Source organism: Bacillales bacterium, from assembly GCA_035700025.1.
Classification (GTDB): Bacteria; Bacillota; Bacilli; order Bacillales; family DASSOY01; genus DASSOY01.
The window spans coordinates 13,885-27,263 of the sequence record DASSOY010000007.1 but is presented as its reverse complement, the minus strand read 5'-3'; the positions used below and the strand labels follow the sequence as shown (position 1 = coordinate 27,263).

The following is a 13,379-nucleotide window of genomic DNA, read 5'->3' as shown; positions in this document are numbered from 1 at the left end:
CGCAAAGGGCTGTTTCCTCAATCTTCCGCGATGTCGATGCGGTTGACGGCGCGTTCGAGGTCGAGTCGAACGCGTTCGTAATGTTTATGGTCTTTGTCCATCTCACGCAGATGTTTCTCGGCACGTTCCTTGGCGCGCAAGGCGCGATCGAGATCGATATGCTCTTTCAGTTCGGCCGCTTCCGCCAATATCGTTACGTGATCCGGAGTTACTTCGATAAAGCCACCTGCGACGGCAACATGTTCGGTGTTCGTTTCGTGTTTCAAACGAACGACACCGATTTTTAAAGGGGCTACCAGCGGCATGTGTCTCGGCAAAATTCCGAGCTCACCGCTCACCGCTCTGGCACTTACCATATTGACTTCGCCTTCGTACACCTTTCCGTCCGGTGTGACGATATCCACTTGCGTTGTGCTCATCGGCATTCACCCCCGGGATTAAGATTCCGTCGCGGCTTGCATTTTTTTCGCTTTTTCAACGACTTCCTCAATGCGTCCGACAAGACGGAAAGCATCTTCCGGAAGATCATCGTATTTGCCTTCCAAGATCTCTTTAAATCCGCGTACCGTTTCTTTAACCGGCACATACGAACCTGGAAGTCCAGTAAACTGTTCGGCAACGTGGAAGTTTTGCGACAAGAAGAACTGAATGCGGCGCGCGCGCGACACGATCAGCTTATCTTCATCGGACAATTCATCCATGCCGAGAATCGCAATAATGTCTTGCAAGTCTTTATAACGTTGCAGCGTTTCCTGCACTTGGCGAGCGACTTGATAATGTTCTTCGCCGACAACTTCCGGCGCAAGGGCGCGAGAAGTCGAAGCCAGCGGATCCACCGCAGGGTAGATCCCTTGTTGCTGCAGCTTTCTTTCCAAGTTCGTCGTCGCATCAAGGTGAGCAAACACCGTCGCCGGAGCCGGGTCAGTATAGTCATCCGCAGGCACGTAGACAGCCTGGATCGACGTGATCGAACCTTTCTTTGTCGAAGTGATCCGTTCTTGCAATTGACCCATTTCCGTCGCGAGCGTCGGCTGGTAACCAACCGCAGACGGCATACGGCCGAGCAAAGCGGATACTTCGGAACCCGCTTGTGTGAAACGGAAAATGTTGTCGATGAACAACAGGACGTCTTGGCCTTGTTCATCACGGAAGAATTCAGCCATTGTCAAACCAGACAAGGCCACGCGCAAACGCGCTCCCGGCGGCTCGTTCATTTGTCCGAAGACCATCGCCGTTTTGTTGATAACGCCGGAATCGCTCATTTCATGGAACAAGTCGTTTCCTTCACGCGTCCGTTCACCAACACCGGCAAAAACGGAAATCCCGCCGTGCTCTTGAGCGACGTTATTGATCAATTCCTGAATCAATACCGTTTTCCCTACACCTGCACCGCCAAACAGGCCGATCTTACCGCCTTTAACGTAAGGGGCAAGCAGATCAACGACTTTGATACCGGTTTCCAAAATTTCCGTTGACGTCGTCAACTCGTCAAAGTTTGGAGCCGGACGGTGAATCGGAAGCCGTTTCGTATCTTTCGGAAGCTCTTCCTTCAAATCGATCGGTTCCCCGAGCACGTTAAACACCCGGCTTAACGTAACTTCGCCGACAGGCATCGTAATCGGTTCGCCGGTATCGACGACTTCCATCCCGCGAACCACGCCGTCCGTGGATGACATCGCGATCGTGCGAACGGTGTCATCCCCCATGTGACGGGCGACTTCAAGCGTCAAGTCGATGTCGACTTCACTTGAAGACTGGGCTTTGTATTCAAGCTTGAGGGCATTGTTCAAATCCGGAAGCTTGCCGTCTGTGAAAATGACGTCGACAACCGGGCCCATTACTTGTTCTACGCGTCCTTTAATCATCCTGTTCCCTCCTTCATCGTTACACGTTCTATTCGAGTGCCGCTGCGCCGCCGACGATTTCGCTGATTTCTTTCGTAATCGCCGCTTGACGCGCACGGTTATAGGACAGAGTCAATTCATCAATGAGGTCGTTCGCATTGTCAGTTGCATTGCGCATCGCCGTCATCCGCGCCGCATGTTCCGCCGCTTTCGCATCGAGCAAGGCTCCGTAGATCAAGCCTTCGATATACTGCGGGAGCAAGCCCTCGAGCACTTCTTCGGCGGACGGCTCGTATTCGTAAGAATGCGTTTCGGCATGCTCGACGTCCAAATCGGTCAACGGCAGCAATTTTTTATTGTAAACTTTTTGCGAAATTGCGCTTTCAAAATGATTGTAAGTCATGTGCAATGCGTCAATTTCCTCGTCGAGAAATAAATCGACGGTTTGTTTCGCCAATTTCTTAATATCGTCGTAGAGCGGTTGGTCAGGCAAGCCTATTTTCTCGAAGGCGACGGGCATGTTGCGTTTCTTGAAGTAATTCAAGCCCATTTTCCCGATCGCGATCACCGTGTATTCGTCTTTCGAACGATGGTTGCGATCGATCATTTCGTGCACTTCGCGGAGCACATTGTTGTTGTATCCGCCCGCTTTGCCAATATCGGCCGTAATGACGAGATAGCCGGTTTTCTTCACTTCCCGCTCCTGCAGCATCGGATGCCGGAGCGCTCCTTTGTTGCCCGCCGCAATCGACGCCACGACGCTGCGAATCTTTTCCGTATACGGAATATACTTCTTCGCATTTTCCTCGGCGCGGCTGAATTTCGCCGCCGACACCATTTCGAGCGCGCGCGTGATTTGCTGCGTTTTCTTCGTGGATGAAATTCTTGTTTTGATATCCCGCAGGGATGCCACTTCGCTTCACCACCTTTTGTCTCAGGCTCGTCGTTCGCCGGAAAAGACCGGGACGGAACGAACCGGCCCGGACTTTCTTAGGACCCGGAAGTCACGAAGTTTTTCTTGAAGCCTTTAATGGCGTTCTTGAATTCTTCTTCGTCCGGCAATTTGCCCGTGTCTCGAATTTGCTTGAGCAAGTCGTCATGCTTCTGGTCCATGTAATCGTACAATTCTTGTTCAAAACGGCGGATGTCTTCCACCGGAATGCTGTCAAGGAATCCGCGGGAAAGCGCGAACAAGATCACGACTTGCTTTTCAACGTCAAGCGTTTCGTGCAACCCTTGTTTCAACACTTCCACCGACCGTTGTCCGCGGTTCAGCTTCGCTTGCGTCGCTTTATCGAGGTCAGACCCGAATTGCGAGAACGCTTCAAGTTCGCGGTAAGAAGCAAGGTCAAGCCGCAACGTACCGGCAACTTTACTCATCGCTTTAATTTGTGCATCACCGCCGACACGGGATACGGAAGAACCGGCATCTACCGCCGGACGCACGCCCGAGTTGAACAAATCGGATTCAAGGAAGATTTGTCCGTCGGTAATGGAGATGACGTTCGTCGGAATGTAAGCGGAAATGTCGCCCGCTTGCGTTTCGATGACCGGCAGCGCCGTCAACGAACCGCCGCCGAGATCGTCGTTCAATTTTGCAGCACGTTCCAAAAGACGCGAATGCAAGTAGAAGACGTCACCCGGGAACGCTTCACGGCCCGGCGGACGACGAAGCAGCAAGGAGAGCTCACGGTAAGCGGCCGCTTGCTTCGACAAGTCGTCGTAAATCGCGAGGACGTGTTTGCCGTTGTACATGAATTCTTCACCCATCGTACAACCTGCGTACGGGGCAAGGAACAACAACGGTGCAGGTTCAGACGCACCTGCGGAAACGACAATCGTGTAATCCAGCGCACCGTTGGCGCGAAGCGTTTCCACGACTTCCGCTACTGTTGATTCTTTTTGCCCGATGGCGACATAAATACAAATCATGTTTTGGTCTTTCTGGTTAATGATCGTATCGATCGCAATCGACGTTTTTCCCGTTTTCCGGTCGCCGATAATCAATTCACGTTGGCCGCGGCCAATCGGAATCATTGAATCGATGACTTTCAAACCGGTTTGCATCGGCTCATGAACCGATTTCCGAGCCATGACGCCTGGTGCCGGGCTTTCGATTGGACGCGTTTTCGTCGTTTCGATCGGCCCTTTGCCGTCAATCGGTTGGCCGAGCGGGTTCACGACGCGGCCGAGCATTTGTTCCCCAACGGGAACTTCCATGATGCGGCCCGTGCGCTTCACTTCGTCGCCTTCATGGATATCCTCGTAAGGTCCCATGATGATAATCCCGACGTTGTTTTCCTCGAGGTTTTGCGCCATCCCCATCACGCCGTTGGAGAATTCGACGAGTTCACCGGCCATTGCGTTGTCGAGACCGTGAGCGCGAGCAATTCCGTCACCGACTTCTACAACGGTGCCGACGTCGCTTACTTCGATCTTCGATTCGTAATCTTTAATTTGATCTTTGATCAGCGAACTGATCTCTTCAGCTTTGATGCTCATCATTTTCACCCCTGTCTACCGTACTTGGGTCAGACTTTGTTTGAACCGTGCCAATTTGCCTGCGACCGTTCCGTCGTAAACGCGGTTCCCGATGCGGACCATCATCCCGCCGATCACTTCACGGTCAACACGTTCTTCGATCCGTATTTCTTTATTCAACGCCGCGCCGAACTTATCAGCCAGCTGTTTTTTTTCTTTCTTCGTTAACGGCAAGGCGGTCGTCACAACAGCATCAACGATGCCTTGCGCCTCGTTCGCCATTTTTTCAAACGCTTTGACGATGCCGGGCAATTCCATTTCCCTGTGGCCATCGACAAGCACTTTCAAGAAATTCGCCACTTCGCTTTCCACTTTGCCGGCGAATGCATCGATCAATTTTTTCTTCTCTTCGGCATCCAGCCGCGGATGCATGAAGATTTTGCCTGCGTCTTTGTCCTGAAAAGCTTCGAGAACCGCCCGCAAGTCTTCATCGATTGCTTTAACTTTTCCGTGTTCTTCGGCAATTTCGAACAAGGCGCGTGCGTAACGTTTCGTCACGGCATCGCTCATATGCGATCGCCTACCTGTTTCAAGAACTCGTCAATCTCGGCTTGCTGCTCTTTCTTGTCGAGTTCCTTCTCAATAATCTTGGAAGCAAGCATGACGGACAATTCCGCCGTTTGTTCCCGCAATGCGGCCACCGCTTTCTCACGCTCACGCTCAATTTCCGCGCGCGCTTCCTGCAGTGAACGGTTCGCTTGTTCCTCGGCATTTTTCAAAACCTTGTCGCCTTGCAATTCCGCTTGTTTCTTCGCGTTCGCCACGATTTGATAAGCCTCGTCGCGTGCGGCTTCAAGTGCTTTCTTTTGTTTTTCCATCGATTCTTCGGCACGTTCGCGCGCCAACTCGGCCGCTTTGATTTCGTTTTCGATATGCTCCTGGCGTTGCTTGAACATTTCGCGCACCGGTTTCATCGCGAATTTGCTGACGAGCAGCAAAAGCACGATAAAGACGGCTGCCTGGAAAATCATCGTTCCGAATTCGAGCCGTACCGCTCCGAAATCTATCATGTTCCCGGTCACTCCCTTCAGGGGGTTGTGTGTTCGAAAAGGAAGGCGGGAGGTTCAGATGACGTCCCCCGCCCGGTTGCAATGTCAGCGCGAATTAGATGTTCGTGAATAAGATAAACCCGAACACAACGGCAATGATCGGAAGAGCCTCAACAAGTCCGATGCCCAAGAACATCAAGCCCATCAAGCTTCCGCGTGCTTCCGGCTGGCGAGCCGTTCCTTCGATCGTACGGCTGATAACGAGACCGTTTCCGATTCCCGCACCAATGGCGGCCAGTCCAAATACGATACCTACAGCTACTGCAAAATCCATGTGTGTATTCCCTCCTCGTAATATAAAAGCCCTTTGAAAAAATTAATGTTCATCACTGATGTGATCAGAAATGTAAACCATGCTGAGCGCCGTGAAAATAAAGGCCTGAATGCCGGCGATAAACACCGAATATCCGAGCCATGCCAATAGCGGCAGCGCGGCAGCGACAAAACCAAGATTCAACAAGAATAAAATTAACACTTCCCCGGCAAAGATGTTGCCGAAAAGCCGCAAAGGCAGCGTCAACGGTTTAATTAAAAACTCTTCCATGATCGCAAGCGGCGGCCCAAGGAAAGGGTTCGGGTGAGTGTAACGCTTCAAGTACTTCTTGACGCCCCTTTTCAAACCGAGATAGTGGGAGTATAATAAAACCACTAATGCGAGCGAAAAGGTAACGCTGGCCGTCGCCGTCGGCGACTTCCACCATGTGACGCCCACGTGTCCTTCATGTTCTTGAATGAGATCTTCCGTAATGCCGAGCGCCTTAACCGGTTCGACATAGTGCGTCATGCCCATGAAGAACAACTCTAATAAATTAGAAATCAAAATGTAGAGAAACAGCGTCAATGTTAACGTGACAAACTGGTGTCCAACTTTCTTGCCCATGAACTGATCGGCAAAGCCGCGAATGAAATCGACGATCCACTCGAACAAGTTTTGCATCCCTTTTGGGACTCCGGGAGTCATCTTTCTCGTACCCATCCACGTAAAAAGCAAGACGAGCAAAGCGGTGATGACCGTCATGAACATCATCGGAATGCTGAAGACAAGTCCGCCGATCGTAAACGTCGGTATAAATTCATCCATCGTGATTCACCCCTTTCCAACCTCAAGCTCGTTTCTTATGAAATTGTCTTTGCCACCAACCGATAAAAGCATGGAGTAAGGAAAATAATTGCAAGACGAACAGTCCTGAGAGGACGCCCGCAAAAGAAAAGATGTCCGGAAACCTGTAAGTTAAGTAGACGGCGAAAACAGCAAGAGCCATTCGAGACAACATTCCGGCTCCGAGAGGTCTTCGGCCTTGGCCGGAAGCGGCTGCCGTGATTTGCTTCGTTTTCCGCCAAGTGATCAAGCCGTTGAGGAGGCTCGTAATCATTCCGAGCAGCAAACCTTGCAGAAACGTCCGGTATGGGAGGATGACCCACAGAGGGACAACGGCTAGCATGGCCCATAATGTTGAAAGAAACACTTTCTTTGCGTAAACGGCAAACTCCTGCATGAACTCAGTCTCCCAAAAAAGGTTTGACCAATCGGTAAACCCCGTAGATGCCGGCGGTCAACCCCAAGAGCACGCCAACAAGCAAAAAAAATGGACTCGTGTCGAAATGATCATCCATCAGCTTCCCCAGCCAAAATCCGACAAATGTCGACACGGCCATGTTCGTCCCGATCGCTCCGATCAGCATGTAAGCTTTCCATGGATTCTCGTTTTTCGACATGCGTCTCTCCTTTTCAGCATTTCCAAAACAGGAATACTCATGCGTTTTATCCCTGTACATCTTAACGAAAGCACAACCCTCTTGTCAACTGATAGTTATGTGCTTTCGCACTCAATGAATCGGTCGCATGAAAACCCTTTCTTTCCCTTTCTATCATACTTGTTTTTTTCCGTGATTCCTACAGCCGTTCGCAGTGAAATGTGTCAGTATTGTGACCGAATGCACTGGGTCCCGTTGCCGGCAGGAAAGCCCTTAGCAAGCAAATAAATCTAAAAAAAACGAGGCTGACTTCAAAAAGTCGTTGAAAAACGACTCGGCGAGTCAGCCTGCTGACGTTTCAGTCGGAAACGCGTATGAGAGACGCTATTTTGCGAAAATGAGCGGATATCTTATCAAATCGTTCACTGAGATCGCTATTTCCCTTTTATGGTTAAAATACAGCCCCTATTGGCCTAAATTCGGAAAATAGCGTTTCTGATGAGCGATTTCATCTGAAAATACGAATTTCGAAGGAAATAAGAACATGAGTGAGCGATAATGGCAATCTTGATCGAATCGGCAGCTGCCGGAAAGGAAAACGTTCCCAAAAACTCAAGCTTTTGGGACCCCCTTATGGTTTCAGTGGTACATTCGTTCGAAACAAATGCGCCAAAGTGCTGTTTTCCGTTCGGTACAAATTCTTTTTCGGCGCCGCCGACGTAAAGATGACGCATCGTTTTCAAATCAAGCTTTCGTTCAAAATATGCGAAAGAACACTTGGCTTGCCTCTCGCCGGAAAAACGCTAGCGCGTTTGTTGGATTGGAATAATTCCGCGAAAATCGGATCGATTTTCGCGGGCGAAGAAACAGGAGGTTCTCAGATCGCTTTCGGCGTTCGCCTTACTTCGTGCCGAACAATCGGTCGCCGGCGTCACCGAGACCAGGAATGATGTACCCTTTTTCGTTTAGTTGGTCGTCAAGCGCCGCCGTATAAATGTCAACGTCGGGATGTACTTGCTGCACCTTCTCTACCCCTTCCGGCGCCGCGATCAAATTCATCAGCTTAATGGTTCTCGCACCGCGGTTTTTCAAGGACGTGATCGCGGCGACAGCCGACCCTCCGGTCGCCAGCATCGGATCGACGACGATCAATTCCCGTTCTCCCACGTCGGAGGGCAATTTCACGTAATATTCCACCGGCTGAAGCGTGTCTGGATCGCGGTACAACCCGACATGGCCGACTTTTGCCGTCGGCACAAGACTCAAGATGCCGTCTACCATACCAAGCCCGGCGCGCAAAATGGGAATGATGCCGATGTTCTTACCGGCCAGCACGTGCGATTTGGCTGTCGCCACGGGCGTGTCGATCGTGACTTCTTGCAAACGCAGCTCCCTCGTAATCTCAAACGCCATTAATTTGGAAACTTCGTCAACAAGTTCGCGAAATTCTTTCGTTCCGGTATCCTTTTTCCGTATGTACGTTAATTTATGCTGGATAAGCGGATGGTCAAACACGTAAACTTTCCCCATTCGAATCCTTCCTTTCGATGGCTTGTCCTCGGAAAAGTTTACAGAAAAACCGCTGAGACTTCAAGTGATTGAAAAATTTGAACGCTGCGCGCTGGCACCTATTCAAGAGATACATATTAGCATTGGCACATATAAGAAGAAAAAAACAGACCTCCGCACTAGAGGTCTGCCGTGCAAAATTCTTTGTAGAAAAATTCCTTAACGGTCAGCGTACAACGCAAACTTCCCTGTAAGCGCCTGCACGCGTTTTGCAGCTTCCGTTTGTTTTTCTTCATCGTCGATGTGTTTCAACGTGAGCGCCATCACCGCGGCGATCTCGTCCATTTCTTCAAGCCCGAAACCGCGTGACGTAACCGCTGCCGTTCCGATGCGGAGACCGCTCGTGACGAACGGCTTTTCCGGATCGAACGGAATTGTGTTCTTGTTCGTCGTAATGCCGATGGCGTCGAGCGCTTCCTCGGCAACTTTTCCTGTCATGTACAAGCTTCTGACATCGAGGCACAACAAATGGTTGTCCGTTCCGCCGGAAACCAAATCGATGCCTTCCGCTTCCAGCTTTTCGCCTAACCGTTTCGCGTTATCGATAATTTGTTGGGCATAGGCTTTGAAATCATCCTTCAGCGCTTCACCGAAAGCAACGGCTTTCGCGGCGATGACGTGCATGAGCGGACCGCCCTGCAAACCGGGGAAGATCGTCTTGTCAATCGCCTTCTTGAACTCCTCTTTGCACAAAATCATGCCGCCGCGCGGGCCGCGAAGCGTTTTGTGCGTCGTCGTCGTAACGACGTGCGCGTACGGTACCGGATTTTGATGCAAGCCCGCAGCAACGAGACCTGCGATATGAGCCATATCAACCATCAAGTAAGCGCCCACTTCATCCGCGATCTCGCGGAACTTTTTAAAGTCAATCTCGCGCGGATAGGCACTCGCCCCGGCGATAATCATCTTCGGTTGATGCTCAACCGCTTTCGCCCGCACATCTTCGTAATCAATGCGGTGCGTTTCACGATCCACGCCGTACTCGACGATGTTGTACCACTTGCCGCTGAAATTGACTGGACTGCCGTGCGTCAAATGGCCGCCGTGCGACAAATTCATGCCGAGCACCGTATCTCCGTGTTCGAGCAGCGCGGTGTACACGGCCATGTTCGCTTGCGCCCCCGAATGCGGCTGCACGTTCACATGTTCCGCCCCAAATAATTGCTTGGCACGCTCGCGCGCCAAGTCCTCGGCGACGTCGACATGTTCGCATCCGCCGTAATAACGGCGGCCGGGATAGCCTTCCGCATATTTGTTCGTCAATACCGAGCCTTGCGCTTCCATGACCGCCTCGCTGACGAAATTCTCCGATGCGATCAATTCAATTTTGTCCCTTTGCCGATTCAATTCTTGTTGAACGGCCGCGAACAGTTTTGGATCTTGCTTCTCAAGAATGCTCATTCTCCCCGATCCCTCTCCTCTTCTTAAAATCGTTCGATCTTCTCTTCTTCCTTGTAGACGGCGCGGGCCCCGCCGATCAACTTCGGCCGTGTTTTCGCAAGCGTGACGTGGGCTTTCCCAATCGTATCAATCTTGCTTCTCACAGGTACGACGACCGATTTCAAATGCATCCCGATGAACGTATCTCCAATGTCGATGCCGGCGTCGCCGCGAACGGATTCCACAAGCACCGGATCTTTCATTTTGTGATAGGCGTATGTCGCCATCGCCCCTCCTGCGGAACGAATGGGAACGGCGGATACGATTTCGTAGCCGTATTTCGCCGCCGTCTGTCTTTCAACGACAACGGCGCGATTCAAATGTTCGCAGCATTGAAACGCGAGATGTACCCCCGTCTCTCTGCTGAAATCACGAAGCGCCTCGTAAATGGACGTCGCTACCTCCGTCGTTCCTGAAGTTCCGATGCTCTTGCCGATGACTTCGCTCGTGCTCGTTCCGATGACCAGCAAATGTTCCGACGTAAGCGGCATCACCTCGTTCAAATCGGCAAGCACTTGTTGGACTTGGTCGCGAATCGTCGCCAAAGCTTCGCTCATCTTTACCCTTCTTTCTCATCATGTTGAAAAGTTCGAATGTATCCTCATTGTAAGATGAATGGTCCAAGGTTTCAATCTTCATTCCGTTCCTTGTGCAGGAATTGCTCGATCGCTTCTTCAATTTCCCGAAAGATCGCCTCGTAATCGTCACTCGTCCCGCCGAACGGATCGGAAATATCAAGCGAAGGCAGCGCTCTTTCCAATGCTTCGATCTTCTCCTGCAACTCGTTCACCCGCTCGACGTTGTTCAGCGCCCTTTCGGTTTCCAACTCGACCGCCAGCGCGTCGATCGCTTCCCATTTCCTGCGAATTTCCTCGTCTCCTTGCGCGAATTCTTTCAGCGTATACACTTTCCCGACGCTGTCCGGAAACCGCTGCAATACTGCGCCTTTATGGCTCTGCGTCATCGTTAACACGACATCTGCCCATTCCATCGTCCGATCATCCAATGGGCGCGATTGATGGTTCATCTCAATCCCGCGCCGAGCAAGCACCTCTTGCGCCGCTTTCGCGGCAGGCATCCCCTCAGAGGCGAACACGCCGGCGGAACCCGCTTCAAAACGGTCGCCAGCCTTCGCGCGCAATAAGGCTTCCGCCATCGGACTTCTGCATGTATTCCCGGTACAAACGAACAAGATTTTTTTCATTCATCTCTTCCTTTTCCCGATCCACAGGCTTTTTTCATGATCAGCTGGGCCCTGCACAATGGCTCGCTGCCAGCCTTATCGGGGATACGCGTATAGGACTACGTTGCCCTTATTGTAGTAAAAAACCCCCCGTTTTCACAAGTTGATTTTACAACAATAACCTCAAGCCGAAAACAAATAAGATGCAGCCGCCGAGAATTTCGCTGTACAAGCCGAGCCATTGCTGAAATTTCCTGCCCATGACCAAGCCGATCCAAGTGAGCACTGTACTGACCACTCCGAACAGCAAGAGCGTAACCCAAATCTTAACCCCGTAGATGCCGAGGCTCAAGCCGACGGAAAAACTGTCGAGACTGACGCTCAAGGCAAACAGAAAAAGGCCGAATCCAATTGGAGCCACGAGCACTTCGCGATTATTAACAACCGTCGAAAAAATCATTTGCATACCTAACAAGAGCAGCAACACCCCGCCGACCATCGCCGCCAGTTTTCCGAAGTGTTCCGACAAGTAACCTCCGATTAAAAGCCCGCATAACGGCATAAAAACGTGAAAGAGACCGATCACGATCCCGATTTTAAAAATGCGTTTTAACCGCAGCTGGAACATGCCCATCCCGAGCCCGACGGAAAAAGCATCCATTCCAAGCGCGAATGCCATGATGAACAACGTGATGCCTTCTTTTAACCAAACCGCTGGATCCATGCCGTTTTCTCCTCCCTCACATCCTCTATCCCTACCCTATGCGTGTCCAAAATCAATTAGGACATCTCGTCATGATTCTTCGCCGCCGACGTACAATGAGAATAAAAGGAGGAATGTAGGCGTGGCATTGGTGTACGCGTTAGCCGCTGTGTTGGTGGTTGCGATATTGAAAGCAGCGATTTTGAAAAAATATCAGCACACACTCGGTTTGAAAAAAAAGAAATCCCGCCTTTCCAAAGGAAGGCAGGATTAAACCTTTACCGTTTCCGGATTCGGCCGGCAGCCGATTTGTTTAAGCGGTTCATGATGGCTTCGCCGACACCCGTTTCGGGAAAAACTTCCGAATAAATGACGTCCACATCATGCATGTCAAATTCGCGCAGCGTTCGATACAAGCCGCGGGCAACTGTGGATAAATCACTGCTTGTCCCGCAAGGAAGCACGACGTCGGCATCGAAAAATCGTTCATGTTCATAGGTCGTCATGACACCGACCTTCTTTCCCGTGCGGCGCGCGCGATCGACTTGTTCCTGCAATGCAGCAAGCGGCCCGTCGACCAACGTCAACTCCGCATGCGGCGCGTAATGCCGGTACTTCATCCCCGGCGACTTCGGCGCTTCGCCATCCTTGGCTGCAACCGCCGAAACGACCCGCGCCCTTGCGCCAAGCGCGGCTGCAATTTCCCTTCTTGTCACGCCTCCCGGGCGCAAAATGACAACGTCATCGCCGCTGCAATCGACGACCGTCGATTCGAGTCCGATGCCGGTTTCGCCTCCGTCGACAATGCCGGCAATTTTTCCGTCGAGATCTAATTTCACATGCGCCGCATTCGTCGGACTCGGCCGTCCCGAACGATTCGCACTCGGCGCGGCAATCGGCAACCGAGCGCTCTCAATGAGTGCGAGCGCTGCCGGATGATTGGGCATTCGCACAGCTACCGTCGATAATCCAGCAGTCACCAATTCAGAAACGCCTCTCCCTTTCGGCAATACAAGGGTCAACGGCCCCGGCCAAAACGCCTCCATCAACCGTTTCGCCGGTTCGGAAACCGTTCCCGCCACGTCGTTCAACTGCGGCAAAGCCGAAATGTGCACAATCAACGGATTGTCGGAAGGGCGGCCTTTGGCAGCAAAGATCTTCCTGACCGCCTCGTCTGAACGCGCATTCCCTCCCAGCCCGTAAACTGTTTCCGTCGGAAAAGCGACCACTTCGTTCCGTTTCAACAACTCCGCCGCTTCATCGAGCATGCGCCGATTCACTTGGTTATCCACAGTCCATACTTTCGTTTGTTTACAATTCATACGTGCTCCCCGCCGTTTCATCAACGATTTCAC

General features: G+C 51.6%; 17 protein-coding genes. 1 reads left to right on the top strand and 16 read right to left on the bottom strand.

What is annotated here, in order from left to right; translation table 11 throughout:
- Positions 1–17: 17 nt before the first annotated feature.
- The 15 genes from VFK44_01375 to VFK44_01305 all read right to left on the bottom strand — a co-directional run bounded on the left by VFK44_01375 (position 18) and on the right by VFK44_01305 (position 12,045).
- Positions 18–419, bottom strand: coding sequence for a F0F1 ATP synthase subunit epsilon (locus tag VFK44_01375; GenBank protein ID HET7627013.1), 402 nt, complete (start codon positions 417–419; stop codon positions 18–20).
- Between the two features lie 18 nt (positions 420–437).
- Positions 438–1,865: a F0F1 ATP synthase subunit beta gene (gene atpD / locus VFK44_01370; GenBank protein HET7627012.1), complete on the bottom strand. Its 1,428-nt coding sequence runs from the start codon at positions 1,863–1,865 to the stop codon at positions 438–440.
- A 28-nt stretch (positions 1,866–1,893) separates the two neighbouring features.
- Positions 1,894–2,757 (bottom strand): ATP synthase F1 subunit gamma, encoded by an 864-nt coding sequence (atpG, locus tag VFK44_01365; protein HET7627011.1) that lies wholly within the window; start codon positions 2,755–2,757, stop codon positions 1,894–1,896.
- 77 nt (positions 2,758–2,834) lie between these two features.
- On the bottom strand, positions 2,835–4,346 hold the full coding sequence (atpA, locus tag VFK44_01360) for a F0F1 ATP synthase subunit alpha (GenBank protein HET7627010.1): 1,512 nt from the start codon (positions 4,344–4,346) through the stop codon (positions 2,835–2,837).
- Positions 4,347–4,361: 15 nt separating this feature from the next.
- The gene (locus VFK44_01355) at positions 4,362–4,895 is read right to left on the bottom strand and encodes a F0F1 ATP synthase subunit delta (GenBank protein ID HET7627009.1); all 534 of its coding nucleotides are present in this window, start codon (positions 4,893–4,895) and stop codon (positions 4,362–4,364) included.
- Positions 4,892–5,395: a F0F1 ATP synthase subunit B gene (gene atpF / locus VFK44_01350; GenBank protein ID HET7627008.1), complete on the bottom strand. Its 504-nt coding sequence runs from the start codon at positions 5,393–5,395 to the stop codon at positions 4,892–4,894. Before atpF ends, VFK44_01355 begins: the two co-directional genes overlap by 4 nt.
- Positions 5,396–5,489: 94 nt before the next feature.
- On the bottom strand, positions 5,490–5,708 hold the full coding sequence (gene atpE / locus VFK44_01345) for a F0F1 ATP synthase subunit C (protein HET7627007.1): 219 nt from the start codon (positions 5,706–5,708) through the stop codon (positions 5,490–5,492).
- Positions 5,709–5,750: 42 nt separating this feature from the next.
- Positions 5,751–6,515, bottom strand: a complete 765-nt coding sequence (gene atpB, locus VFK44_01340; GenBank protein HET7627006.1) for a F0F1 ATP synthase subunit A — start codon at positions 6,513–6,515, stop codon at positions 5,751–5,753.
- Between the two features lie 22 nt (positions 6,516–6,537).
- Complete coding sequence (locus VFK44_01335) at positions 6,538–6,930, bottom strand: ATP synthase subunit I (protein ID HET7627005.1); 393 nt, start codon at positions 6,928–6,930, stop codon at positions 6,538–6,540.
- Between the two features lie 4 nt (positions 6,931–6,934).
- A complete protein-coding gene (locus VFK44_01330; protein ID HET7627004.1) occupies positions 6,935–7,150 on the bottom strand; it encodes an AtpZ/AtpI family protein in 216 nt (71 codons plus the stop codon).
- A gap of 879 nt (positions 7,151–8,029) precedes the next feature.
- Positions 8,030–8,659 (bottom strand): uracil phosphoribosyltransferase, encoded by a 630-nt coding sequence (upp, locus tag VFK44_01325; protein ID HET7627003.1) that lies wholly within the window; start codon positions 8,657–8,659, stop codon positions 8,030–8,032.
- A 198-nt stretch (positions 8,660–8,857) separates the two neighbouring features.
- Entirely contained in the window at positions 8,858–10,099 is a 1,242-nt protein-coding gene (gene glyA, locus VFK44_01320) for a serine hydroxymethyltransferase (GenBank protein HET7627002.1), read from the bottom strand.
- Between the two features lie 23 nt (positions 10,100–10,122).
- Positions 10,123–10,695: a TIGR01440 family protein gene (locus VFK44_01315; protein ID HET7627001.1), complete on the bottom strand. Its 573-nt coding sequence runs from the start codon at positions 10,693–10,695 to the stop codon at positions 10,123–10,125.
- 71 nt (positions 10,696–10,766) lie between these two features.
- The gene (locus VFK44_01310) at positions 10,767–11,342 is read right to left on the bottom strand and encodes a low molecular weight protein arginine phosphatase (GenBank protein ID HET7627000.1); all 576 of its coding nucleotides are present in this window, start codon (positions 11,340–11,342) and stop codon (positions 10,767–10,769) included.
- Between the two features lie 148 nt (positions 11,343–11,490).
- Positions 11,491–12,045, bottom strand: coding sequence for a manganese efflux pump (locus tag VFK44_01305; GenBank protein ID HET7626999.1), 555 nt, complete (start codon positions 12,043–12,045; stop codon positions 11,491–11,493).
- Positions 12,046–12,166: 121 nt separating this feature from the next.
- Here VFK44_01305 and VFK44_01300 point away from each other — a divergent pair, with 121 nt between their 5' ends.
- Positions 12,167–12,298: a hypothetical protein gene (locus VFK44_01300; GenBank protein ID HET7626998.1), complete on the top strand. Its 132-nt coding sequence runs from the start codon at positions 12,167–12,169 to the stop codon at positions 12,296–12,298.
- A gap of 4 nt (positions 12,299–12,302) precedes the next feature.
- On the opposite strand, the gene VFK44_01295 is transcribed toward VFK44_01300, so the two are convergent.
- A complete protein-coding gene (locus VFK44_01295; protein HET7626997.1) occupies positions 12,303–13,346 on the bottom strand; it encodes an L-threonylcarbamoyladenylate synthase in 1,044 nt (347 codons plus the stop codon).
- Positions 13,347–13,379 lie beyond the last annotated feature (33 nt).

Excerpts from the sequence above, each read along its gene's own strand:
- VFK44_01375 (HET7627013.1), bottom strand. The coding sequence starts at position 419 with ATGAGCACAACGCAAGTGGATATCGTCACACCGGACGGAAAGGTGTAC.
- atpD (HET7627012.1), bottom strand. The coding sequence starts at position 1,865 with ATGATTAAAGGACGCGTAGAACAAGTAATGGGCCCGGTTGTCGACGTC.
- atpA (HET7627010.1), bottom strand. The coding sequence starts at position 4,346 with ATGAGCATCAAAGCTGAAGAGATCAGTTCGCTGATCAAAGATCAAATT.
- VFK44_01355 (HET7627009.1), bottom strand. The coding sequence starts at position 4,895 with ATGAGCGATGCCGTGACGAAACGTTACGCACGCGCCTTGTTCGAAATT.
- atpF (HET7627008.1), bottom strand. The coding sequence starts at position 5,395 with ATGATAGATTTCGGAGCGGTACGGCTCGAATTCGGAACGATGATTTTC.
- atpE (HET7627007.1), bottom strand. The coding sequence starts at position 5,708 with ATGGATTTTGCAGTAGCTGTAGGTATCGTATTTGGACTGGCCGCCATT.
- atpB (HET7627006.1), bottom strand. The coding sequence starts at position 6,515 with ATGGATGAATTTATACCGACGTTTACGATCGGCGGACTTGTCTTCAGC.
- VFK44_01335 (HET7627005.1), bottom strand. The coding sequence starts at position 6,930 with ATGCAGGAGTTTGCCGTTTACGCAAAGAAAGTGTTTCTTTCAACATTA.
- VFK44_01330 (HET7627004.1), bottom strand. The coding sequence starts at position 7,150 with ATGTCGAAAAACGAGAATCCATGGAAAGCTTACATGCTGATCGGAGCG.
- upp (HET7627003.1), bottom strand. The coding sequence starts at position 8,659 with ATGGGGAAAGTTTACGTGTTTGACCATCCGCTTATCCAGCATAAATTA.
- glyA (HET7627002.1), bottom strand. The coding sequence starts at position 10,099 with ATGAGCATTCTTGAGAAGCAAGATCCAAAACTGTTCGCGGCCGTTCAA.
- VFK44_01315 (HET7627001.1), bottom strand. The coding sequence starts at position 10,695 with ATGAGCGAAGCTTTGGCGACGATTCGCGACCAAGTCCAACAAGTGCTT.
- VFK44_01310 (HET7627000.1), bottom strand. The coding sequence starts at position 11,342 with ATGAAAAAAATCTTGTTCGTTTGTACCGGGAATACATGCAGAAGTCCG.
- VFK44_01305 (HET7626999.1), bottom strand. The coding sequence starts at position 12,045 with ATGGATCCAGCGGTTTGGTTAAAAGAAGGCATCACGTTGTTCATCATG.
- VFK44_01295 (HET7626997.1), bottom strand. The coding sequence starts at position 13,346 with ATGAATTGTAAACAAACGAAAGTATGGACTGTGGATAACCAAGTGAAT.